Origin of the sequence: Acidovorax sp. SUPP3334 (genome assembly GCF_030159055.1) — a bacterium.
In the GTDB taxonomy this organism is placed as follows: Bacteria; Pseudomonadota; Gammaproteobacteria; order Burkholderiales; family Burkholderiaceae_C; genus Paracidovorax.
Window position 1 is genome coordinate 16,766 of sequence record NZ_BQXQ01000017.1, and the last position, 19,904, is coordinate 36,669.

Sequence of the window (19,904 nt, forward strand, 5' to 3'; positions counted from 1 at the left end):
GTTGTGCGCCGGATTCAGCCGACTTTCGCGACTCATCCATGCATTGCGCGAGACGGCCCATGAAACCGCATCGAACGGCGGCACGCGGTTCGCCGCCCGTCCGCCCCGCCACTAACGCAGCGGGGCCGGCGTGTGGTGCCAGTAGCGGCGCGCCGCGTCGCGTTCGCACCGCCACTGGCCTGGCGAGGCGGACGCCCAGGTGGCCGCGCCGCAATGCGCTGAATCGACCAGCACCGCGCCCCGGTCGCGATACCGCGCCACCACCTCGGGCGCCGGGTGGCCGAACCGGTTGCGGTAGCCCGCCTGCACCAGTGCGGTGCGTGGACGGGCCGCGTCCAGGAACGCCGCGCTCGATGAGGTCTTGCTGCCGTGGTGGGGCACCAGCAGCACATCGACCGGCGCCACCAGGCCGCGCGCGAGCAAGGCCGCCTCCTGCGCCTGCTCGATGTCGCCCACCAGCAGCGCCGAGGGCGGCTTGCCCTGCGGTGTGGCCGCGGCCGTGATGCGCAGCACGCAGCTCTGCGTGTTGGGCCGCACGGCAGCGCGCGGGCCGGCAGCCGGCACGGACAGGAATGCGTGTACGTCCAGCGCCTGCGCCTCGTGCGGGTGCAGCACTTCGAACAGCACGCCGTCCCACGCCCAGCGTTGGCCTTCCACGCAGGGCACGGCAGGGCGCAATTGCTGCAAGGCGTGTTCGTTTTCGATCGACCCCATGAGCCCCGCCTTCGGCTGCTGCGCCAGCACCGCCGCCGCACCGCCCGTGTGATCGGTGTCGCGATGGCTCAGCATCAGCAGATCGATCCGCTCCCCCAGGGCGCGCAGCAGCGGCACCAGCACCCGGTCGCCGGCATCGCTCTCCAGTCCATAGCGCGGCCCGGCGTCGTACAGCATGGCGTGGTGCGCCGTGCGCACCAGCACGGCCTGGCCCTGCCCCACATCGGCCGCCAGCAATTCGAACTGGCCGGGCGGCGGGCGCTGCGGCTGCCAAAGCAGCACGGGAACCAGCAGCGGCAGCCCCAGGGCGCGCAATGGCCAGGGGCCGCGCAGGGCCAGCAGCGTGCCACCCGCCACGCCGGCCACGCCCGCCCACACGGGCGCTGCCGGCAAAGACAGCGACGCCCACGGCAAGGCGGCCAGCCCCAGCAGCAGCGCGGCGAACGGCTGCACCGACCACGCGGCAGCGGTCCACAACGGCGACCACACGGTGCCGCCCAGCGCCAGCGGGGTGACCACCAGCGTGATCCACGGAATCGCCACCAGATTGGCCAGCAGGCCCACGACCGACACCTGCCCGAACAGCAGCAGCGTGAGCGGCGTGAGGGCCAGCGTCACCACCCACTGCTCGCGCAGCATCGATACGAATCGGCCCGGTGCCGCCGTCTTTTCTGCCCCTATTGCTATCGAATTGGAAGCAAACAGCACCGCCACCGCCACGAAGCTGAGCCAGAACCCGGCCTGCAGCAGCGCCCAGGGATCGAACAGCACGACGACCGCGCAAGCCAGCAGCCAGACCTGCGGCCACGGCCAGCGCCGGCCGGACAGCCGCAACAGCGCCACTGCAGCCAGCATGCACACCGTGCGCTGCGCCGGCACGCCCCAGCCGCTGAACAGCGCATAGGCCCAGGCCAGCAGCACGCCGCCAGCCAGCGCCGCCGTGGGCGCGGGCAATGCGAGGCACAGCCGAGGACCCCTGCGCCACAGCGCGCCCACAACCGCCGCCGCGAGCCAGGCGAACAGCGTGATGTGCAGCCCCGAAATGCTGACCAGGTGCGCGACGCCCGTGGCCCGAAAGACATCCCAGTCGGCCCGGTCGATGGCCCGCTGGTCCCCGGTGACCAGCGCCGCCACCACGCCCGCAGCGCGGGCCCGGGCCATGCCGTCCCCATCGTCCGTGCCCGGCTCCATGCCGACAGGGGCGAGATGGGCCAGGATGGCATCGCGCACCCGCTGGCGGGCGCGCTGCACCGGGTAGTTCCAGGTGGCATCGATCCGCTGCGGTGGCTCGTCGCGCAGGCCGTTGCGCACGTATCCGGTGGCCTGCACGCCTTGCTCCCACCACGACAGTTCGGAATCGAACCCATGCGGATTGCGCAGGCCGTGGGGTGCTTTCAGGCGCACCGTCATGTGCCAGCGCTCGCCCGCCCGCACCTGGGCCGCCAGGCGCCGCACGTCGGCCACGCCAGCCGCCTCGCCGAAGGCGCCCGTGTACCAGGCCACGTCGATCAGCGGCGGCACGGCGACGTTCCGGCCGTCCAGCTCCGCCGACTCCACCGCCATGCGCAGCCGCACGCCCGTGTCGGCCACCTGGGGCATGGCGGCCACCAGCCCCACGATGCGGATGTCCCGCCCCTCCAGCGCGTCCGGCAAGGCCCCGCTCGAAAACAGGATGGCCCGCAGACCCGTCACGCCAGCCATGGCCACCAGCCCGGCGGCGAACATGAAGCCGCGCGACCGGCACCATCGGGGCAGCATGCGGCCGGGGAGCGCCGCAGCGGCCAGCGTCCCGGCCACTCCGCAGGTCGCCGCCATGGCATACACCGCCGTGGTCCACAAGTGCGCCTGCGCCAACTGCACAACCGCCCCGCCCAGCACGCCGCAAAGCCACCATGGCAGCCGCCAGGGGCGGCCGGTAGAAGGCGGCTCCGGAGCATCGGGGCCGTGGGTGGAAGGCGACATGCCCGGGATGCTAATGGTGGAGAGGGGCGGCTTTCGGAGATGGCGGGCGAAAGATGCGGGCCGGCTCTGTCTCCAATTGGCATCAGTCGTTTTCCATCTAACGGCATCACGGCTTCGATACAGCCCGCCAATCAGTTTCGACTTTACTTTTACATATTGTGACGTATCATTTGAATCATATTTATCACTTTTATGCTTCGAGGAGTTTTTTCATGTCCGTTCGAAATCTCACCGTCCGTGCGCAGCTGACGCTCTCATTCGGCGTGCTGGCCTTGCTGGTGCTGCTGGCCTCCAGCGTGGCGGTGTGGGGGCTGAACGGTGCCAGGGAGAACTTCAACGACTACGTGCATGGCGTCAACGTGCGCGCCAAGCTGGCCGAACAGGTGCGTGCCGCGGTGGACAGCCGCGCCATCGCGGCACGCAACCTGGTGCTGGTCACGAGCCCCGCCGACATGGCGCTTGAAAAGGCAGCGGCCCTGGAAGCGCACAAGAGTGTCCAGGAAAGCCTGGGCAAACTGAAAGACATGGTGAGCCACAACGAGGTGCCGCCTTCCGTCAAGAACCTGGTGACCGAAATCGACAAGGTGGAGCAAGCCTACGGAAAAGTGGCGCTGGACATCATCAACCTGGCGGTGACGGGCCAGCGCGATCAGGCCATCGCCAAGATGAACGCGGAATGCCGCCCGCTGCTGGCGGCACTGATCGCCAGGACGAACGAATACTCCGTCGCCACGGATCGGCGCGCCACCGCGATGGTCCAGGAGGCCGAGGCCGAATTCCAGTGGCAGCGCTCCCTGCTGCTGGGCGCGTGCCTGCTGGCCTTCGCTGCGGCAGCGGCGGCCGGCGTGCTGATCACCCGCAGCCTGACCCGCGCCCTGGGTGCGGAACCTGCCGAGCTGAGCCTGGCGGCACAGCGCGTGGCCGAGGGCGACCTGTCCGACATGCAAGGCTTGGCGAACGCCCGGCCCGGCAGCGTGCTCGCCTCGCTGGGCACCATGCAAAAGAGCCTGGTGGCCATCGTGGCCGAAGTGCGGCACGCCAGCGATTCCATCTCCACCGGATCGATGGAAATCTCCACCGGCAACACCGACCTGAGCCAGCGGACCGAAGAGCAAGCCAGCTCGCTGGAGCAAGTGGCCTCGACCATGGAGCAATTCAGCACGACGGTGCGCCACAACGCCGACAACGCCAAGCAGGCCGACCAGCTGGCGCAGAACGCCGCAACGGTGGCGACCCAGGGCGGCGGCGTGGTGACCCAGGTGGTGAAGACCATGAAGGACATCAACGACAGCTCGCGGCAGATCTCCGACATCATCGGCGTGATCGACAGCATCGCCTTCCAGACGAACATCCTCGCGCTGAACGCGGCGGTGGAAGCGGCCCGTGCGGGCGAACAGGGCCGCGGTTTCGCCGTGGTGGCCTCGGAAGTGCGCAACCTGGCGGGCCGTTCGGCCGAAGCCGCCAAGCAGATCAAGGGCCTGATCGGCACCAGCGTGGAGCGCGTGTCGCAGGGAACGGACCTGGTCGATCAGGCCGGCCGCACGATGCAGGACGTGGTCGGCGCGATCCAGCGCGTGACCGAGATGGTGGCGCAGATTCGCGGCGCCAGCGCCGAGCAGAGCATCGGAGTGGGCCAGATCAGCCAGGCCATCAGCCAGATCGACCAGACCACGCAGCAGAACGCCGCCTTGGTGGAGGAAAGCGCCGCGGCCGCCCAGAGCCTGGAGCAGCAAACGCGCAGGCTGCTGGACGCGGTGGCGATCTTCAAGCTCAACGCCCATGCCGCCTTGCCTGCCGCCACGAGCCTTCCGCCCGGTGGCAGCCCGCGCAGCCTCGCCAAGGCACTTCCGGCCTACGGCGCGCGGCGCCCCGCCCTGGCCTGAGCGCGCGCCACCTCGGGGTGCAGTGACCCGGGCGGTTCGCTGAACCGAAGCGGCTGCGGCCCTGGCGAAAGCCTTTCGACGCTCGGGTGGGCCGCGCCGGGTTCGAAACGCCAGGCGGGTTGTGCAACACTTGCGCGCTGTGCCACGGGCTCTCTGTCCGTGGCATTTCGCCTTCCGTTTTGCCTTCCACCGCTGCCCCGAGGAACACCATGAGCGTTTACGACAAGCTGAAAGAACTCGACATCACCCTGCCCCCCGTCTCCGTGCCTGCCGCGGCCTACGTGCCCTACGTGCAGACCGGCAACCTGGTGTTCCTGAGCGGACACATCGCCCGCAAGGACGGCAAGCCCTGGGCGGCGCAGTTCGGCCGCAGCATCACCACCGAAGAAGGCAAGGCCGCGGCCCGCGCCGTGGCGATCGACCTGCTGGGCACGCTGCATGCGGCCACCGGCGGCGACCTGAACCGCGTTCAGCGCATCGTCAAGGTGATGAGCCTCGTGAATTCGACGGGCGACTTCACCGAGCAGCACCTGGTGACCAACGGCGCGAGCGAGCTGTTCGGCCAGGTGTTCGGCGACAAGGGCATCCACGCCCGCAGCGCCTTCGGCGTGGCGCAGATTCCGATGGGCGCCTGCGTCGAAATCGAACTGATCGCCGAACTGGGCTGATCCAGCATCGCCGGCCCCACGGGTCGGCATCGCGCGGGACCGGGGCAGCAGGCGCTGGCCTCTGACCCAGCGCAACACAGTTCCTCCATTCCGGAACGTCCGCCGTTCCGGCTGTGCCCTCTGTGCCCTCTGTGCCCGCCCGGAGCCTAGGGCGCTGCCATGGCAAGGTGCTCGCCGACCGCTGAAAAGCTTCAGCGGTACCGGCACCCCAACACTCCCTTAAAAAGACGTCCAGTCGTCATCGCCGCCGTTGCCTTTGGCCCCCGCAGCCACGGCCGCCGGCTTGGCCAGCGCAGGGGTGCGAGACGGCGCTGGCGCAGCAGACTTGGCGGCGCCCGAGCCCGTCGCACTGGTGCGTCGGACGCCCGGCTGCGCTGCCGGGACGGGCGTACCCGCCTGACGGGCCGCCGTGCCCAAAGCCGGCGCGCCGCGACCGCCCTTCGCTGCAGCGAGGGCAGCAGCAGATGACGCAGCCGGGGCGGGCATGCGCGCAACGACGGTCGCGGCGGCTGGCGCGCGCGCTGCGGCGCCCATGGCCGGCGCAGCGCTCGCCACGGCACCGGGCTCTCCATCGACCCGGAACGCCGACACCGTCCTGGCCAGATGGTCCGCCTGCTCGCGCAGGCTTTGCGCGGCCGCGGCACTCTCTTCCACCAGCGCGGCATTCTGCTGGGTCATCTGGTCCAGGTGGCCGACGGCCTGGTTCACCTGTGCGATGCCGGAACTCTGCTGCGTGGCCGCCGCCGTGACCTCGCCGATCATGTCGGCCACGCGCTGCACGGACTGCACGATGTCCGCCATCGTGGCCCCGGCGTCCTGCACCAGCCGCGACGATGATGTCTTCGATCTTGCGGCTGCTCTGCTGGATCTCTTCCATCGTGGCCACCACCTGGGACACCACCTCACCGCCGCGCCGCGCCACGCCCGAGGCGCCTTCGGCCAGCCCGCTCGCCTCGCGCGCGCTGCCGGCGCTTTGCTGCAGGGTGCTGGAGAACTGCTCCATGGTCGCCGAGGTCTGCTGCAGGTTGCTCGACGTCTGCTCCGTGCGCGCCGACAGGTCCTGATTGCCCGCGGCGATCTCCGCGCTGGCGATGGCGATGCTGTCGGTGCTGCGGCGCACCTGCTGCACCATGCGGCCCAGCGAATCGCCCATGGTCTGCAGCGAGCGCAGCAGCTCGCCGAACTCATCGCCGCGCACCGAAGTTTTCGCGGCGCTCAGATCGCCGCCCGCGATGCGCGCGGCCAGCGCGTTGGCCTCGGCCAGCGGCTGCTGGATGCTGCGAATGAGAAAGTACGCACCCGCCACGATGGCCGCCACGAGCAGCGCCACCGCCAGTGCGCCCATGCGCACCGTCACCAGCCGATCCGCCGCCACGGCCTCCTGCCCTTGCACCGCATTCCTTTGCTGCAGTTGCACGAAGTCGCGCAGCGCCTGCAGGTAGGCGGCGACGGCCGGGTTGTAGCTTTGCTTGACCAGGGTCGCGGCCTCGGCCTGTTGCCCTTGGGACTTCAGCTGGCGGGCACGGGTGCGCAGATCGGTCATGCCCTTGCGGGTGGCGGCGATGGCCGCCATCTGCGCCTTGTCGGCGTCCGAGAGCGGCAAGGCTTCCAGCGATTTCTGCACCTCGGTGATCTGCGCGGACGTGGCGGCGATCAGGTCCTTGAACTCGGCCTCCAAGGCCGGGTCGGTGCTCACGATGATGGCCTGCGTGCGCGCGGCATTGGTTTCGGTCAGGCCGGCCCAGCGCAGCGCCGCTTCCACGCGGGTGGCCGTGTCGGCCGAAACCTGGGCAGAGCGCGCCTGCGTGGCGGCAGAACGGGCGGCCGAGGTGCCGACCACGGCGGCCAGGGCGAGCACGATCGCCAGAACCGCCCACCAGAGCTTGTGGGAAATGCGCAGATTCTTCATGGCCGATCTCCGTTGGCTCCGTAAAACCCAGTGATGGAGGGCCCATGGTGCGCACGGTTGGAGGGCTTGTGCAGCGCACAAACCCTTGGGCGCGGAGGCGCGAAAACCCCAGCCCCGGCCCTGCCCTGGAGAGCCAGGGCCGTCGGATTACTCGACCCGGAACAACGCTGCAGGCTTGAAGCCCAGGTCCGCCGCCTTGCCCTTGCGTCCGCGGGGCGAGCGGGCGTTGTTCAGCGAGCGGATCTCCAGCGTCTCCTCGCGCTCCTTGCCGCCACGCCCCAGGCCTTCCAGGCGGATGCTGCGCGTGTACGCCACGGCGCCCGCCAGGGTGTCCTTCGGCTCCAGGTCGATCAGCATCAGGCCGCGCCCGCCATTGGCCATGGTCTTCAATTCGCCGATCTCGAAGGTGAGGATGCGCCCGCCCGCCGAAGCGCAGGCCACGTGCGTGGCCGCCGGCAGCAGTTGCGCACCGCTCGTGCCCCAGGCGTGGGAGGGGCGGCACACCGTCTCGCCCTCGCCCAGCGACAGGAACGCCTTGCCGCCGCGCTGGCGCGCCGTCATGTTCTCCACCGAGGCCAGGAAGCCGTAGCCCCCCGACCCGGCCAGCAGCAGCGTGGCGGTGGCCGGCCCTGCGAAGTAATGCAGCAGTTGCGTGCCCGATTCCAGTTCGATGAGCGTGGTGACCGGCTGCCCGTCGCCCCGCGCACCCGGCAGCACCGACACCGCCACCGAATACACCCGGCCGTTGCTGCCGAAGGCCAGGAGCGTATCGACCGTGCGGCATTCGAACGTGGCGTACAGACCGTCGCCCGCCTTGAAGGCGAAGCTGCCCGCCTCATGCCCGTGCCCGCTGCGCGCGCGCACCCAGCCCTTTTGCGAGACGACCACGGTGACGGGCTCGTCCACCACGCGCACTTCCGCGATGGCTTTCTTCTCGGCCTGGATGAGCGTGCGGCGCGCGTCGGCGAAGGTCTTTGCGTCGGCCTCGATCTCCTTGATCATCAGCCGGCGCAGCGAGCCCGGGTTGCCCAGGATGTCTTCCAGCTTGCCCTGCTCGGTGCGCAGTTCCTTCAGTTCCTGCTCGATCTTGATGGCTTCCAGCCGGGCCAGTTGGCGCAGGCGGATTTCCAGAATGTCTTCGGCCTGCCGGTCCGACAGCGCGAAGCGCGCGATCAGCGCCGCCTTGGGCTCGTCGCTCGCGCGAATGATGGCGATCACCTCGTCGATGTTGAGCAGCACGATCTGCCGCCCTTCGAGGATGTGGACGCGGTCCAGCACCTTGGCCAGGCGATGCTGCGAACGCCGCGTGATCGTGCCCTGGCGGAAGGCGATCCATTCCTCGAGCATCTTGCGCAGCGACTTCTGCATGGGCTTGCCGTCGCCACCCACCATGGTCAGGTTGATGGGCGAAGAAGTCTCCAGGCTCGTGTGCGCCAGCAACGTGGTGATCAGCTCCTGCTGCGGCACCTTGCCGGTCTTGGGCTCGAAGACAAGCCGCACCGGCGCGTCCTTGCTCGACTCGTCGCGCACGGCATCCAGCACCCCCAGCACGCTGGCCTTGAGCTGCACCTGGTCTTGCGACAGGGCTTTCTTGCCGGCCTTGACCTTGGGGTTGGTGATTTCCTCGATCTCCTCCAGCACCTTCTGCGTGCTGACGCCGGGCGGCAGCTCGGTCACGATGAGCTGCCACTGGCCGCGCGCGAGGTCTTCGATCTTCCAGCGCGCGCGCACCTTCAAACTGCCGCGCCCCGTTCGGTACGCGTCGGCGATGTCGCCCGCCGTGCTGATGATCTGGCCGCCGCCGGGATAGTCCGGCCCGGGCACGATGGCCATCAGCTCGGCCTCGGACATCTGCGGCGTCTTGATCAGCGCCACGCAGGCATCGGCGATCTCGCGCAGGTTGTGGCTCGGGATCTCGGTGGCCAGCCCCACGGCGATGCCGCTGGCGCCGTTCAACAGCGCGAACGGCAGGCGTGCCGGCAGCTGGCGCGGCTCCTGCGTGCTGCCGTCGTAGTTGGGCATGAAATCGACCGTGCCCTCGTCGATCTCGTCCAGCAGCAGGCTGGTGATGCGCGACAGCCGCGCTTCGGTGTAGCGCATGGCCGCGGCGCCGTCGCCGTCGCGGCTGCCGAAGTTGCCCTGGCCGTCGATCAACGGATAGCGCTGGTTGAAGTCCTGCGCCAGGCGCACCAGGGCGTCGTACGCCGACTGGTCGCCGTGCGGATGGAACCGGCCCAGCACGTCGCCCACCACGCGGGCGCTCTTGACCGGCTTGGCCGCCACGTTGCGGGTCGGGCCCGAATACCCCAGGCCCATGCGGTCCATGGAATAGAGAATCCGGCGCTGCACGGGCTTGAGGCCGTCGCACACGTCGGGCAGCGCGCGGCCCTTGACCACGGACAGCGCGTATTCCAGGTAGGCACGCTGGGCGTAGCCGGCCAGGCCCAGGTTGTCGCCCGTGTCAGGCGAGGAAAGATCGAGAGGGGTTTGGTCGCTCATTCGGGGTCGGAAAAGTCAAGGGGCGCTCGGGGCGCCGACGTTGCGGGCCGGCAGGCCGGCCGCAGCGCTGAGGGGTTTTATGTCGTCGGAGCCGGCGCCCAGTTCCATGCGCACGCGGCCCGGGGCGGCGCGTTGTGCCAGCAGCGGCGCCGGGGGCTTGAGCTGGGCATACAGGCCCAGCACGCTCTTCACGTAGTTCTGCGTTTCGCGGTAGGCCGGAATGCGGTTGCCCGCGCGCTGCACGGCGCCCTCGCCCGCGTTGTAGGCGGCCAGCGCCAGGTCCATCCGGCCGTCGAAAAGGTCCAGCAGGTGCCGCAGGTAGCGCGTGCCGGCCGACACGTTGATGGCGGGCTCGGTGAGCTTTTGCTCGACCGAGCGGCGCGCCTCGCCCGCCACGCCGAAGCGGAACGCCGTCGCGGGCATGAGCTGCATCAGCCCCACCGCGCCCTTGGGCGAAACGGCGCGGGCGTCGAAGCCGGATTCGGTGGCGATCAACGCCTGCAGCAGTTCGTAGTCCACGCCGTTCTGGCTGGCCGAGGCGCGCAGATGGTGCTTGACGCGCTTGTAGTCCGGCGAGATGTCGAAGAACGCCAGCAGCCATGCACCGGACGGCGTGGCCACGGAGGAACCCGCGGCGGCCACGGGCGGGCCATCGCGGGTGAAGTCGAAATCGTTGCCGCGGAAAAACAGCCCGTAGCGCCCGTCCACCTGCTCGGCCGCGAAATGCGTCACGCCGCGTTCGTCCACATAGGCCCACAGATCGGCGCGCGCTGCTTGCTGCAAAAACAATAGCAGCATGCCGGCGCAGAACATGCGCCAGAGGCCGAAAAGGCTCAAACGCCTGGGCTGGTCGGACCACGCCATGGCCATGGCTCAGATGTCCACTTCCACGGCGTCGCCATGCAGTTCCATCAGTTCGCGGCGCGCGGCCGCTTCGCCCTTGCCCATCAGCTTGGTGATGAGGCCCTCGGTGGCGGCGAAGTCCATGTCGCCCAGCTGTACGGGCAGCAGGCGGCGCGTATCGGGGTTGAGCGTGGTCTCCCACAGCTGCTCGGCGTTCATCTCGCCCAGGCCCTTGAAGCGGCTGATCTGGCACTTCTCGCGCGCCACGCCGTCCTTGGCGCATTTGTCGAGAATGGCCACCAGCTCGCCTTCGTCCAGCGCATACATCTTGGAGGCCGGCTTCTTGCCACGCGCCGGCACGTCCACGCGAAAGAGCGGCGGGCGCGCCACGTAGATGTGGCCGGTCTCGATGAGCTTCGGAAAATGCCGGAAGAACAGCGTGAGCAGCAGCACCTGGATGTGCGAGCCGTCCACGTCGGCGTCCGACAGGATGCAGACCTTGCCGTAGCGCAGGCCCGACAGGTCGGGCGAGTCGTTGGGACCATGCGGGTCCACGCCGATGGCCACCGAGATGTCGTGGATTTCGGTGTTGCCGAAGAGCCGGTCGCGGTCCACCTCCCAGGTGTTGAGCACCTTGCCGCGCAGCGGCAGGATGGCCTGGCTTTCCTTGTCGCGGCCCATCTTGGCGCTGCCGCCAGCCGAGTCGCCCTCGACCAGGAAGACCTCGTTGTGGGCCAGGTCGCGGCTCTCGCAGTCGGTGAGCTTGCCGGGCAGCACGGCCACGCCGGAGCCCTTGCGCTTCTCGACCTTCTGGCCGGCTTTCTGGCGCGTCTGCGCCGCCTTGATGGCCAGCTCGGCCAGTTTCTTGCCGTAATCGACGTGCTGGTTCAGCCACAGTTCCAGCGCGGGGCGCACGAAGCCGCTCACCAGCCGCACGGCATCGCGCGAATTCAGGCGCTCCTTGATCTGGCCCTGGAACTGCGGGTCCAGCACCTTGGCCGACAGCACGTAGCTGGCCCGGGCGAAGACGTCTTCGGGCAGCAGCTTCACGCCCTTCGGTAACAGCGAGTGCAGTTCGATGAAGCTCTTGACGGCGTTGAACAGGCCGTCGCGCAGGCCGCTTTCGTGCGTGCCGCCGGCACTGGTCGGAATCAGGTTGACGTAGCTCTCGCGCACGGGGTGGCCGTCTTCGGTGAAGGCCACGCACCAGGAGGCGCCCTCGCCTTCGGCGAAGCTCTCGTTGTGGCGGTCGGCAAAGCCTTCGCCCTCGAAGAGCGGAATCACGGGGTCGCCGTTCAGGGTCTGGCCCAGGTAGTCGCGCAGGCCGCCCTTGTACTGCCAGGTCTGCGTCTCGCGCGTCTTTTCGTTCACGAGGGACACGGACACGCCGGGCATCAGCACCGCCTTGCTGCGCAGCAGGTGCGTGAGCTCGGCCATGGGCAGCGCGGTCGCCTCGAAGTATTTGCCGTCGGGCCAGACGCGCACGGTGGTGCCCTGCTTGCGCTCGCCCGCCGCCAGCGGCCGGGCCACCAGCGGCTCGGTCACATCGCCGCCTTCGAACACCAGGCGGGCGATCTTGCCTTCGCGGTGGGTGCTGGCCTCCAGCCGCAGCGCCAGCGCGTTGGTCACCGACACGCCCACGCCGTGCAGCCCGCCCGAGAAGCTGTACGCGCCGCCCGAACCCTTGTCGAACTTGCCGCCGGCGTGGAGCCGGGTGAAGACCAGTTCGATGACCGGCGCCTTCTCTTCGGGGTGCAGGCCGAACGGGATGCCGCGGCCGTCGTCTTCCACGCTCACCGAGCCGTCGGCGTGCAGCGTGACCTTGATCTTCTTGCCGTGGCCGGCCAGGGCTTCGTCGGCCGCGTTGTCCAGCACTTCCTGAACGATGTGCAGCGGGTTGTCGGTGCGGGTGTACATGCCCGGACGCTGCTTGACAGGCTCCAGTCCCTTGAGGACGCGGATCGAACCTTCGGAGTATTCGCTGGGTGGAGTGGAGGAGGGTTTGGCTGCCATGGGGGCGGATTGTAGTGCCGCAGGGCCTGCCAGGCTGTATGCAAACCCAGTTCCCATCCGATCCTGTGGAAGACCCCAGGGAACTTTCTGCGGAATGCACCGCGGCGGCAGCGGCGCGATCCCCCCGGTTTGGCTACATTTGCCGGATGCAGCAAGAGCCCAAAAACCTGTCCATGGCCCAGGTCCTGATCTGCGGCGCCGCCATCGTCACGCTGTCCATGGGCATCCGCCACGGCTTCGGGCTGTGGCTGCAGCCCATCACGCAGGACATGGGCTGGACCCGCCAGTCGTTCGCGCTGGCCATCGCGATCCAGAACCTCGCCTGGGGCTGCTTCGGGATTTTTGCCGGCATGGCGGCCGACCGGTTCGGCGCCTTCCGCGTGCTGATCGGCGGGGCGGTGCTGTATGGGCTGGGGTTGGCGGGCATGGCCCTGTCGCCCACACCGACGCTCTTCGCCCTCACGGCGGGCGTGCTGATCGGAGCGGCGCAGGCGGGTACCACCTATGCGGTGATCTACGGCGTGCTCGGCCGCCAGATCGCACCGGAAAAGCGCTCCTGGGCCATGGGCGTGGCGGCGGCGGCCGGCTCGTTCGGGCAGTTCCTGATGGTGCCGGTCGAAGGCCAGCTCATCGTGCGGCTGGGCTGGCAGGAAGCGCTGCTGGTGCTGTCCGCCTTCGTGCTGCTGATCGTGCCGCTGGCGTTCGGCCTGCGCGAGCCGGGCTTTCAGGGCCGCGCGGCGGGCCAGCGTTCGCAGACGGTGGGCCAGGCGATGGGCGAGGCCCTGCGCTACCCGAGCTTCCTGCTGCTGACCGCGGGCTATTTCGTGTGCGGCTTCCAGGTGGTCTTCATCGGCGTGCACATGCCCAGCTACCTCAAGGACCACGGCATGTCGCCGCAGGTCGCCAGCTACGCGCTCGCGCTCATCGGCCTGTTCAACGTGTTCGGCACCTACATCGCGGGCTCGCTGGGCCAGCGCAACCCCAGGCGCTACATCCTCGCCTTCATCTACTTCGCGCGCGCCGTGGTGATCACCATCTTCCTGCTGGTGCCGCTGTCGCCCATGTCGGTGTACGTGTTCTCGGCCGTGATGGGCGCGCTCTGGCTGTCCACCGTGCCGCCCACCAACGCCACGGTGGCGCAGATCTTCGGCGTGCAGCATCTGTCCATGCTGGGCGGCTTCGTGTTCTTCAGCCACCAGATCGGCAGCTTCCTGGGCGTGTGGCTGGGCGGTTATCTGTATGACACCACCGGCAGCTACGACGTCGTCTGGTATCTGTCGATCGGCCTGGGCGTGCTCGCCGGGCTGGTGAATCTGCCGGTCAAGGAAGGCCCCATCCACCGGGCGCCGCAACCCGCATGAACGGACCGCACATGCGCACCACCCCGCATGGCCCCGCCCACAGCGTGCCGCGCCGGCCGGCCAGCACCCGGCGCACCGGGTGGGCCTGGCGAACCGGGGTTTGGGCCGCCGTGGGCGCCGTGCTGCTGGGCACGGTCTTTCTGCTGTACGCCGAGCCGGATTTCATGGTGATGATGGCTGACCAGATGTGGGCGTGCTTCTGAAAGCATCTGCATCAAAACGGCCTCCAGCGCATATTCCCCCAGGGGGTATCGCTATTAATTTCATAGCATGACATTTTCACAGGCCACCGAGCCGCCTTCGGAATGGGTCCGCCGCTGGGCCCACCTCGTCGCGCCCGGCGCCAGCGTGCTGGACGTGGCGTGCGGCACGGGCCGCCACCTGCGCTGGTTCCACGGCCGTGGCCACCCCGTGGCGGGCGTGGACCGTGACCGCGAGGCCATCGCGCCGCTCGGGGACATGGGCGAAGTGGTCTGCGCCGACATCGAAGCCGGACCATGGCCGTTCGCCGGCCGCACGTTCGATGCCGTCGTCGTCACCCGTTACCTGTGGCGCCCGTTGCTGCCCACGCTGGTGGCCAGCGTGGCACCCGGCGGCGTGCTGCTGTATGAGACCTTCGCCGCCGGCAACGAAACCGTCGGCCGCCCCTCGCGGCCCGACTTTCTGCTACGCCCCGGGGAACTGCTGCAAGCCTGCGCGGGTCTGTGCACCGTGGCCTATGAAGATGGCTTCGTCGATGCGCCTGCGCGATTCGTCCAGCGCATCGCGGCGGTCCGCCTCGCACCGGGGGCTGCGCCAGGGCGACACCGGCTCGCACCGCCTCTCTAGTTAGAATGCGCCTTTACCCGTTTTCCACTGCGGACATGACCCTTCCCAGCTCTCTCACCGGCAGCATCGTCGCCCTCGTCACTCCCATGCACGAGGACGGCAGCGTGGACTATCCCACCCTGCGCCAATTGATCGACTGGCACATCGCCGAGGGCACCGACTGCATCGGCGTGGTGGGCACCACCGGCGAGTCGCCCACGGTGAACGTCGAAGAACACTGCGAGATCATCCGCGTGGCCGTCGAACAGGCCGCCAGGCGCGTGCCCATCATGGCCGGCTGCGGCGCCAACTCCACGGCCGAGGCCATCGAACTGGCCCGCTTCGCCAAGACCGTCGGCGCCGACACGCAGCTGCAGGTCGTTCCCTACTACAACAAGCCCACGCAAGAGGGCCAGTACCAGCACTTCAAGGCCATCGCCGAAGCCGTGGGCGACCTGCCCATCGTGCTGTACAACGTGCCCGGCCGCTCGGTGGCCGATATGCTGCACGACACCGTGCTGCGCCTGGCACAGGTGCCCGGCATCATCGGCATCAAGGAAGCGACCGGCAACATCGAGCGGGCGCAATGGCTCATCCGCGACGTGCCCAAGGGCTTCGCCGTGTATTCGGGCGACGACCCGACCGCCGTGGCGCTCATGCTGTGCGGCGGCCAGGGCAACATCAGCGTGACCGCCAACGTGGCGCCTCGCCTCATGCACGAACTGTGCGTCGCCGCCCTGGCCGGCGACGTGCGCCGTGCCATGGAAATCCAGTTCCAGCTCATGCCCGTTCACAAGCAGTTGTTCGTCGAAGCCAACCCGATTCCGGTGAAGTGGGCGATGCACCGCCTGGGCCGTTGCGGCGGCGCGATGCGCCTGCCCATGACCCCGCTGAGCCAGGGCAACGAAGCCGTGGTGGAAGCCGCCCTTCGCGCCGGCGGCTTGCTGTGACCCTGCCGCACTGCCCGCATTGCTCCCCCCAGACATCAAAGAGGATTTCCGCGTGAACGCTATCAACCGCCTGGGCCTGCTGGGCCTTGCCATGGCCCTGTCTGCCTGCTCCGTCCTGGAGAACGACAAGATCGACTACAAGAGCGCCACCAAAGGGGCGACGCTCGAAGTGCCACCCGACCTGAACCAGGTCTCGCGCGATTCACGCTATGCGGTACCCGGCGGCGTGGTGTCGGCCGCAGCCTTCGAGGCGGGCCAGTCGCAAAAGCCCGTGGGCTCCGTCAACGCGGCCACCCGCAACATCGGCGACGTGCGCATCGAACGCGACGGCAACCAGCGCTGGCTGGTCGTGAGCCGCCCGGCCGACGCCCTTTGGGACCCGGTGCGCGACTTCTGGACCGAAAACGGCTTCGTGCTGGTTCAGGAACAGGCCAACCTCGGCATCATGGAAACCGACTGGGCCGAAAACCGCGCCAAGCTGCCGCAGGACATCATCCGCTCCACCATCGGCAAGATGTTCGACTCGGTGTATTCCACCGGCGAGCGCGACAAGTTCCGCACCCGCCTGGAGCGCGGCCCCAACGGCAGCACCGAGATTTTCATCAGCCACCGCGGCATGGTCGAGGTCTATACCTCCGCCCAGAAGGAAAGCACCGTGTGGCAGCCCCGCCCGGTCGATCCTGAGCTGGAAACCGAATTCCTGCGCCGCCTGATGGTCAAGCTGGGCGTGAGCCAGGAACAATCCCGCGCCATTGCCGCCACACCGGCGCAGCAGGTGCCCACGGCCCGCATGGCGCGCCAGGGCAACGTGCCCGTGGTCGAAATGGACGAGAACTTCGACCGCGCCTGGCGCCGTGTCGGCCTGGCGCTCGACCGCACCGGCTTCACCGTGGAAGACCGCGACCGCGCGCAGGGCATTTACTTCGTGCGCTACGTCGAACCGACCGAAAAGAAAGACCCTGGCCTCTTCGGCAAGCTGCTGGGCCGCTCGTCGGACGCCGCGGCTCCGGTCAAGTACCGCGTCGTGGTGCGCAGCGTCGAGAACAAGAGCACTGTCTCTGTCCTGAACGCTGCCGGCACGCCAGAAACCTCGGCCAACGCCGAGCGCATCGTCCGCGTGCTGACGGACGACCTGAAGTAACACGGGGCCCCGGGGCTGCGTGCTGCGTTTCAAGAACCTGGGCAGCGGCAGTTCGGGCAACGCCACCGTCGTCGAAGGGCGCAGCGGCACGCAGGTGCGGCGGTTGCTCATCGACTGCGGGCTCGGCCTGCGGCAGCTGGCGGTGCGCCTGGGCGCAGCCGGCCTGTCGCTCGATGACCTCGACACGCTCTTCATCACCCACGAACATTCGGACCACGTGGGCTGCATGGAGAAGCTGGCGCTGCGGCACCGCATTCCGGTCTGGATGAGCCATGGCACGCACTCCGCCATCGGCGCCCCCGAACTGGACGGCTTGCTGAACATCGCCCAGGACGGAGTGCCCATCGATCTGGGCGCGTTCGAAGCCCTGCCCTTCACCGTGCCACACGATGCACGCGAGCCGCTGCAGCTGCGCTGCAGCGATGGCGAAACGCACATCGGCCTGCTGACCGATCTGGGCCATGCGACCGACCATGTGCTCGCCCACCTGAAGGGCTGCCATGCATTGCTGCTGGAATCCAACCACGACCCCGAACTGCTGGCCGGGTCGAGCTATCCGGCGTTCCTGAAGCGCCGGATCGGCGGGCTCTATGGCCATCTGGCCAACACCGTGGCGGCCGACATCCTGCGCGCCATGCAGCACACCGGCCTGAGCCGCGTGGTCGCCGCACACCTCAGCGCGCAGAACAACCGTCCCGAACTGGCCCAGGCCGCCCTGGCCTCGGCCTTGGGATGGGAGCTATCGCAGGTGGACGTGGCCAGTCCGGTCACGGGCTCCGACTGGATCGCCTGCCACTGAAGGCAACCCCCGCCCTGCGGGAGGCCCGGCCATTCCTGCGGGCATCGACCGCGCCCCCGCGCCAGAAACAAAAAAGCCCCGACCTGGTGGTACGGGGCTTTTGTCCGACGCTACGGCACCAGGTGCCGAAGATCGGTGGATGCGATTACTTGGCGGTCGAAGCGCCAGCAGCGGCTGCGGCAGCTGCGTCGGCAGCGGCCTTGGCTGCGTCGCCTGCAGGAGCGGAAGCTGCGTCGGAAGCGGGAGCCGACATGGAGGTTGCTGCTGCATCGGAAGCGGCAGGCATCACTGCAGGAGCGGGTGCGGGTGCGGGTGCCGGGGCTTCCACAGGAGCGGGAGCCGGTGCAGGAGCGGCAGCTTCTTCTTTCTTGCCGCAAGCGGCGAGAGCGACGGAGGCGACCAGGGCAGCCAGAACGAGAGAGTTCTTCATTTCAGTTTTTCCTATTGGACAGACGGATCTTGAATTACCGCCATCGGCGCCCTCTTGCAGCGTGCTCTTTGGCGGTGCTTGGCGCTCAGGGGCGCCTTTTTTACCTCAACCGCAAATTATAGGGAGATTCAGTCAATACAGACTAACACTGACGTGACGTTTTGTTTCCCAGCGGTAAACCCATCGGGATCCATCGCGCTTCACAGGCCGAGCGTCGTGGCTGGAAACCCGGGCGAACTCTTGCGCAGCAGCCATTCGTTGAGAGCCTCGCGCGCCAGCAGGCGGCGCTCCGGCTCGCGGCCTGCCACGCCGGCGCAGCGCTCGGGGTCGAGCCGCTGAAGGACCCACGCATCGGACCAGAGCACGCTGGGCAACTCCAGCCGGTCGGCCGATGGCGCACGCCGGCATTCGATCACGTGGTCCCACACGCCCCGCCACTGCACGAACCGCGCATGGCGCCGCACCATCTCGTCGTAGGTTCCCGCCAGCAGCGTCAGTCGTCGGCCCCGCCGCGCCCAGGCCTGCAGCGAGGCCACCACTTCGCGTTCGCCGAGCGGCCAGTCGTGGAAATCGAAATCGCTCAGCACGATCTCGCTCCAACCCTCCCTGGCGGCGCAGGCCAGCGCATCGCGCACCCACTGGCGGAAATCGTTTCGGCCATTGAACCGCCCGGCAGGCAGGGCCGCTGCGGACTCGGCGTAGGGCAATTCATCGGCCATGGCAACTCCTTCGATCCTTTCAGGGACGGCGGTGCCGATTCACTCCGGCGCGGCCCAGGCGTGCGCCCAGCCGGTCTCGCACCAGGAAGACAGCAGTTCGAGCGCATCGTCGCTGGCGCGGGCCAGGTCGCGGCGGTGGAGCACGCGCTCATCCGCCAGGCGGCGCATCAAGGTGGCGTCGCGGCCGGCAGCCAGGTAGCTGTCGCCGTTGATGAACACATGGCGCGCGTCGTACAGCATGCGCGTGCGGCGATCCAGTTGCACGCCTTCGAGCATGCCACCCGCACGACCGGGCTCGAACCACACGTTGGGCTTGGGCTCGGTCAGGCTTTCGCCCAGCGCCCGCTCCAGGGCCAGCGGCTCGGACAACGCGCGCTCCAGCGCTTCGCGAGCAAAAGCCTGCAGCGCCTGAGGAATCTCACCGGGCTGCGCCAAGGCTGGCTGCGACGGGTCGCGGTACAACTGCGGCGGGGCGTCGTCGTCGTCACCGGCATCGTCGGCCAGCCGCGACAGCAATTCCTGCGCAATGCCTGCACGGGCGGGCGCCCGGAAACCGATGGAATAAGTCATGCACTCGCCCTCGGCCACGCCGTCGTGGGCATAGCGGGGTGGCAGGTACAGCATGTCGCCGGGCTCGAGCACGAACTCCTGCTCGGGCTCGAACTCCGCCAGCACCTTGAGCGGAATGCCTTCGCGCAGCGAAAGGTCCTTTTGCCGCCCGATGCGCCAGCGGCGCCGTCCGTGGGCCTGCAGCAGGAATACGTCGTAGCTGTCGAAGTGCGGCCCGACACCGCCGCCATCGGACGCGTAGCTGATCATGAGATCGTCCAGCCGGGCCCGCGGCACGAAACTGAATTGCTCCAGCAGTGCATGCACCGCATCGTCGTGCAGATCGACACCCTGCACCAGCAGCGTCCACTCGCGCGTGGTGAGCGGGGGCAGCGAGCGGCGAGCGAACGGCCCATGCCTGAGCTTCCAGGCACCCGCCTTCAACTGCACGAGGCGCGATTCGACGCTTTCCTGCGCAGCCAGCGCGAACAGCTCGGCGCGGCCCAACGGCGGTGTGAACGCGGGGACGGCCTGGCGGACCAGCAAGGGCTTTTTCTGCCAGTGGCGGTGCATGAATTGCGCCGGCGTGAGGCCGCCCAGCAGCGCCAGAGGTTGTTGAACATCCATGGGGAAAATACGCCGTGTGTGCGGCTGAGG

General features: G+C 68.6%; 16 protein-coding genes and 1 pseudogene. 8 read left to right on the forward strand and 9 right to left on the reverse strand.

Annotation, left to right across the window (positions count from 1 at the left end; translation table 11 throughout):
- Positions 1–111 precede the first annotated feature (111 nt).
- Positions 112–2,676 carry a DNA internalization-related competence protein ComEC/Rec2 gene (locus AVHM3334_RS11420; RefSeq protein ID WP_284412359.1) on the reverse strand — a complete coding sequence of 855 codons (2,565 nt, stop codon included), beginning with the start codon at positions 2,674–2,676 and terminating at the stop codon, positions 112–114.
- A 212-nt stretch (positions 2,677–2,888) separates the two neighbouring features.
- Between AVHM3334_RS11420 and AVHM3334_RS11425 the strand changes: the two genes are divergently transcribed.
- Together AVHM3334_RS11425 and AVHM3334_RS11430 are read left to right on the forward strand one after the other, a co-directional pair.
- Positions 2,889–4,559: a methyl-accepting chemotaxis protein gene (locus AVHM3334_RS11425; RefSeq protein ID WP_284412361.1), complete on the forward strand. Its 1,671-nt coding sequence runs from the start codon at positions 2,889–2,891 to the stop codon at positions 4,557–4,559.
- A gap of 209 nt (positions 4,560–4,768) precedes the next feature.
- Positions 4,769–5,227: a RidA family protein gene (locus AVHM3334_RS11430; protein WP_284412363.1), complete on the forward strand. Its 459-nt coding sequence runs from the start codon at positions 4,769–4,771 to the stop codon at positions 5,225–5,227.
- 219 nt (positions 5,228–5,446) lie between these two features.
- Here AVHM3334_RS11430 and AVHM3334_RS24050 read toward each other — a convergent pair whose 3' ends face one another.
- The 5 genes and pseudogenes from AVHM3334_RS24050 to AVHM3334_RS11450 all read right to left on the reverse strand — a co-directional run bounded on the left by AVHM3334_RS24050 (position 5,447) and on the right by AVHM3334_RS11450 (position 12,491).
- A complete protein-coding gene (locus AVHM3334_RS24050; RefSeq protein ID WP_502869895.1) occupies positions 5,447–6,415 on the reverse strand; it encodes a methyl-accepting chemotaxis protein in 969 nt (322 codons plus the stop codon).
- Between the two features lie 10 nt (positions 6,416–6,425).
- A pseudogene (locus tag AVHM3334_RS24055) lies at positions 6,426–7,136 on the reverse strand (MCP four helix bundle domain-containing protein); the annotation flags it as partial.
- Positions 7,137–7,283: 147 nt separating this feature from the next.
- The gene (gene parC / locus AVHM3334_RS11440) at positions 7,284–9,635 is read right to left on the reverse strand and encodes a DNA topoisomerase IV subunit A (protein ID WP_284412364.1); all 2,352 of its coding nucleotides are present in this window, start codon (positions 9,633–9,635) and stop codon (positions 7,284–7,286) included.
- Between the two features lie 15 nt (positions 9,636–9,650).
- Positions 9,651–10,433, reverse strand: a complete 783-nt coding sequence (locus AVHM3334_RS11445) for a lytic transglycosylase domain-containing protein (protein WP_284412526.1) — start codon at positions 10,431–10,433, stop codon at positions 9,651–9,653.
- A 75-nt stretch (positions 10,434–10,508) separates the two neighbouring features.
- Positions 10,509–12,491 (reverse strand): DNA topoisomerase IV subunit B, encoded by a 1,983-nt coding sequence (locus AVHM3334_RS11450; RefSeq protein WP_284412366.1) that lies wholly within the window; start codon positions 12,489–12,491, stop codon positions 10,509–10,511.
- Between the two features lie 146 nt (positions 12,492–12,637).
- On the opposite strand from AVHM3334_RS11450, the gene AVHM3334_RS11455 reads away from it, so the two are divergent.
- From AVHM3334_RS11455 to AVHM3334_RS11480, 6 genes are all read left to right on the forward strand, one after another.
- Positions 12,638–13,852, forward strand: a complete 1,215-nt coding sequence (locus AVHM3334_RS11455) for an MFS transporter (RefSeq protein ID WP_284412368.1) — start codon at positions 12,638–12,640, stop codon at positions 13,850–13,852.
- 11 nt (positions 13,853–13,863) lie between these two features.
- Positions 13,864–14,055 carry a hypothetical protein gene (locus AVHM3334_RS11460; RefSeq protein ID WP_284412370.1) on the forward strand — a complete coding sequence of 64 codons (192 nt, stop codon included), beginning with the start codon at positions 13,864–13,866 and terminating at the stop codon, positions 14,053–14,055.
- 67 nt (positions 14,056–14,122) lie between these two features.
- Positions 14,123–14,680 (forward strand): class I SAM-dependent methyltransferase, encoded by a 558-nt coding sequence (locus AVHM3334_RS11465; protein WP_284412371.1) that lies wholly within the window; start codon positions 14,123–14,125, stop codon positions 14,678–14,680.
- A 35-nt stretch (positions 14,681–14,715) separates the two neighbouring features.
- Positions 14,716–15,609 (forward strand): 4-hydroxy-tetrahydrodipicolinate synthase, encoded by an 894-nt coding sequence (dapA, locus tag AVHM3334_RS11470; protein WP_284412373.1) that lies wholly within the window; start codon positions 14,716–14,718, stop codon positions 15,607–15,609.
- 52 nt (positions 15,610–15,661) lie between these two features.
- Positions 15,662–16,750, forward strand: coding sequence for an NlpB/DapX family lipoprotein (gene bamC / locus AVHM3334_RS11475; RefSeq protein WP_284412375.1), 1,089 nt, complete (start codon positions 15,662–15,664; stop codon positions 16,748–16,750).
- A gap of 19 nt (positions 16,751–16,769) precedes the next feature.
- Positions 16,770–17,549 carry an MBL fold metallo-hydrolase gene (locus AVHM3334_RS11480; protein WP_284412377.1) on the forward strand — a complete coding sequence of 260 codons (780 nt, stop codon included), beginning with the start codon at positions 16,770–16,772 and terminating at the stop codon, positions 17,547–17,549.
- Positions 17,550–17,694: 145 nt separating this feature from the next.
- Here the strand turns inward: AVHM3334_RS11480 and AVHM3334_RS11485 are convergent, their stop codons facing one another.
- The 3 genes from AVHM3334_RS11485 to AVHM3334_RS11495 all read right to left on the reverse strand — a co-directional run bounded on the left by AVHM3334_RS11485 (position 17,695) and on the right by AVHM3334_RS11495 (position 19,874).
- Positions 17,695–17,979 (reverse strand): hypothetical protein, encoded by a 285-nt coding sequence (locus AVHM3334_RS11485; RefSeq protein ID WP_284412380.1) that lies wholly within the window; start codon positions 17,977–17,979, stop codon positions 17,695–17,697.
- Between the two features lie 200 nt (positions 17,980–18,179).
- Positions 18,180–18,698, reverse strand: coding sequence for a hypothetical protein (locus AVHM3334_RS11490; RefSeq protein WP_284412381.1), 519 nt, complete (start codon positions 18,696–18,698; stop codon positions 18,180–18,182).
- A gap of 39 nt (positions 18,699–18,737) precedes the next feature.
- Complete coding sequence (locus tag AVHM3334_RS11495) at positions 18,738–19,874, reverse strand: JmjC domain-containing protein (protein ID WP_284412383.1); 1,137 nt, start codon at positions 19,872–19,874, stop codon at positions 18,738–18,740.
- Positions 19,875–19,904: the final 30 nt, after the last annotated feature.

Excerpts from the sequence above, each read along its gene's own strand:
- AVHM3334_RS24050 (WP_502869895.1), bottom strand. The coding sequence starts at position 6,415 with ATGAGTTCGGCGAGCTGCTGCGCTCGCTGCAGACCATGGGCGATTCGC.
- AVHM3334_RS11430 (WP_284412363.1), top strand. The coding sequence starts at position 4,769 with ATGAGCGTTTACGACAAGCTGAAAGAACTCGACATCACCCTGCCCCCC.
- AVHM3334_RS11450 (WP_284412366.1), bottom strand. The coding sequence starts at position 12,491 with ATGGCAGCCAAACCCTCCTCCACTCCACCCAGCGAATACTCCGAAGGT.
- dapA (WP_284412373.1), top strand. The coding sequence starts at position 14,716 with ATGACCCTTCCCAGCTCTCTCACCGGCAGCATCGTCGCCCTCGTCACT.
- AVHM3334_RS11465 (WP_284412371.1), top strand. The coding sequence starts at position 14,123 with ATGACATTTTCACAGGCCACCGAGCCGCCTTCGGAATGGGTCCGCCGC.
- AVHM3334_RS11425 (WP_284412361.1), top strand. The coding sequence starts at position 2,889 with ATGTCCGTTCGAAATCTCACCGTCCGTGCGCAGCTGACGCTCTCATTC.
- AVHM3334_RS11485 (WP_284412380.1), bottom strand. The coding sequence starts at position 17,979 with ATGAAGAACTCTCTCGTTCTGGCTGCCCTGGTCGCCTCCGTCGCTCTC.
- AVHM3334_RS11455 (WP_284412368.1), top strand. The coding sequence starts at position 12,638 with ATGCAGCAAGAGCCCAAAAACCTGTCCATGGCCCAGGTCCTGATCTGC.
- parC (WP_284412364.1), bottom strand. The coding sequence starts at position 9,635 with ATGAGCGACCAAACCCCTCTCGATCTTTCCTCGCCTGACACGGGCGAC.
- AVHM3334_RS11445 (WP_284412526.1), bottom strand. The coding sequence starts at position 10,433 with ATGCTGCTATTGTTTTTGCAGCAAGCAGCGCGCGCCGATCTGTGGGCC.
- AVHM3334_RS11460 (WP_284412370.1), top strand. The coding sequence starts at position 13,864 with ATGCGCACCACCCCGCATGGCCCCGCCCACAGCGTGCCGCGCCGGCCG.
- AVHM3334_RS11490 (WP_284412381.1), bottom strand. The coding sequence starts at position 18,698 with ATGGCCGATGAATTGCCCTACGCCGAGTCCGCAGCGGCCCTGCCTGCC.
- AVHM3334_RS11420 (WP_284412359.1), bottom strand. The coding sequence starts at position 2,676 with ATGTCGCCTTCCACCCACGGCCCCGATGCTCCGGAGCCGCCTTCTACC.
- AVHM3334_RS11495 (WP_284412383.1), bottom strand. The coding sequence starts at position 19,874 with ATGGATGTTCAACAACCTCTGGCGCTGCTGGGCGGCCTCACGCCGGCG.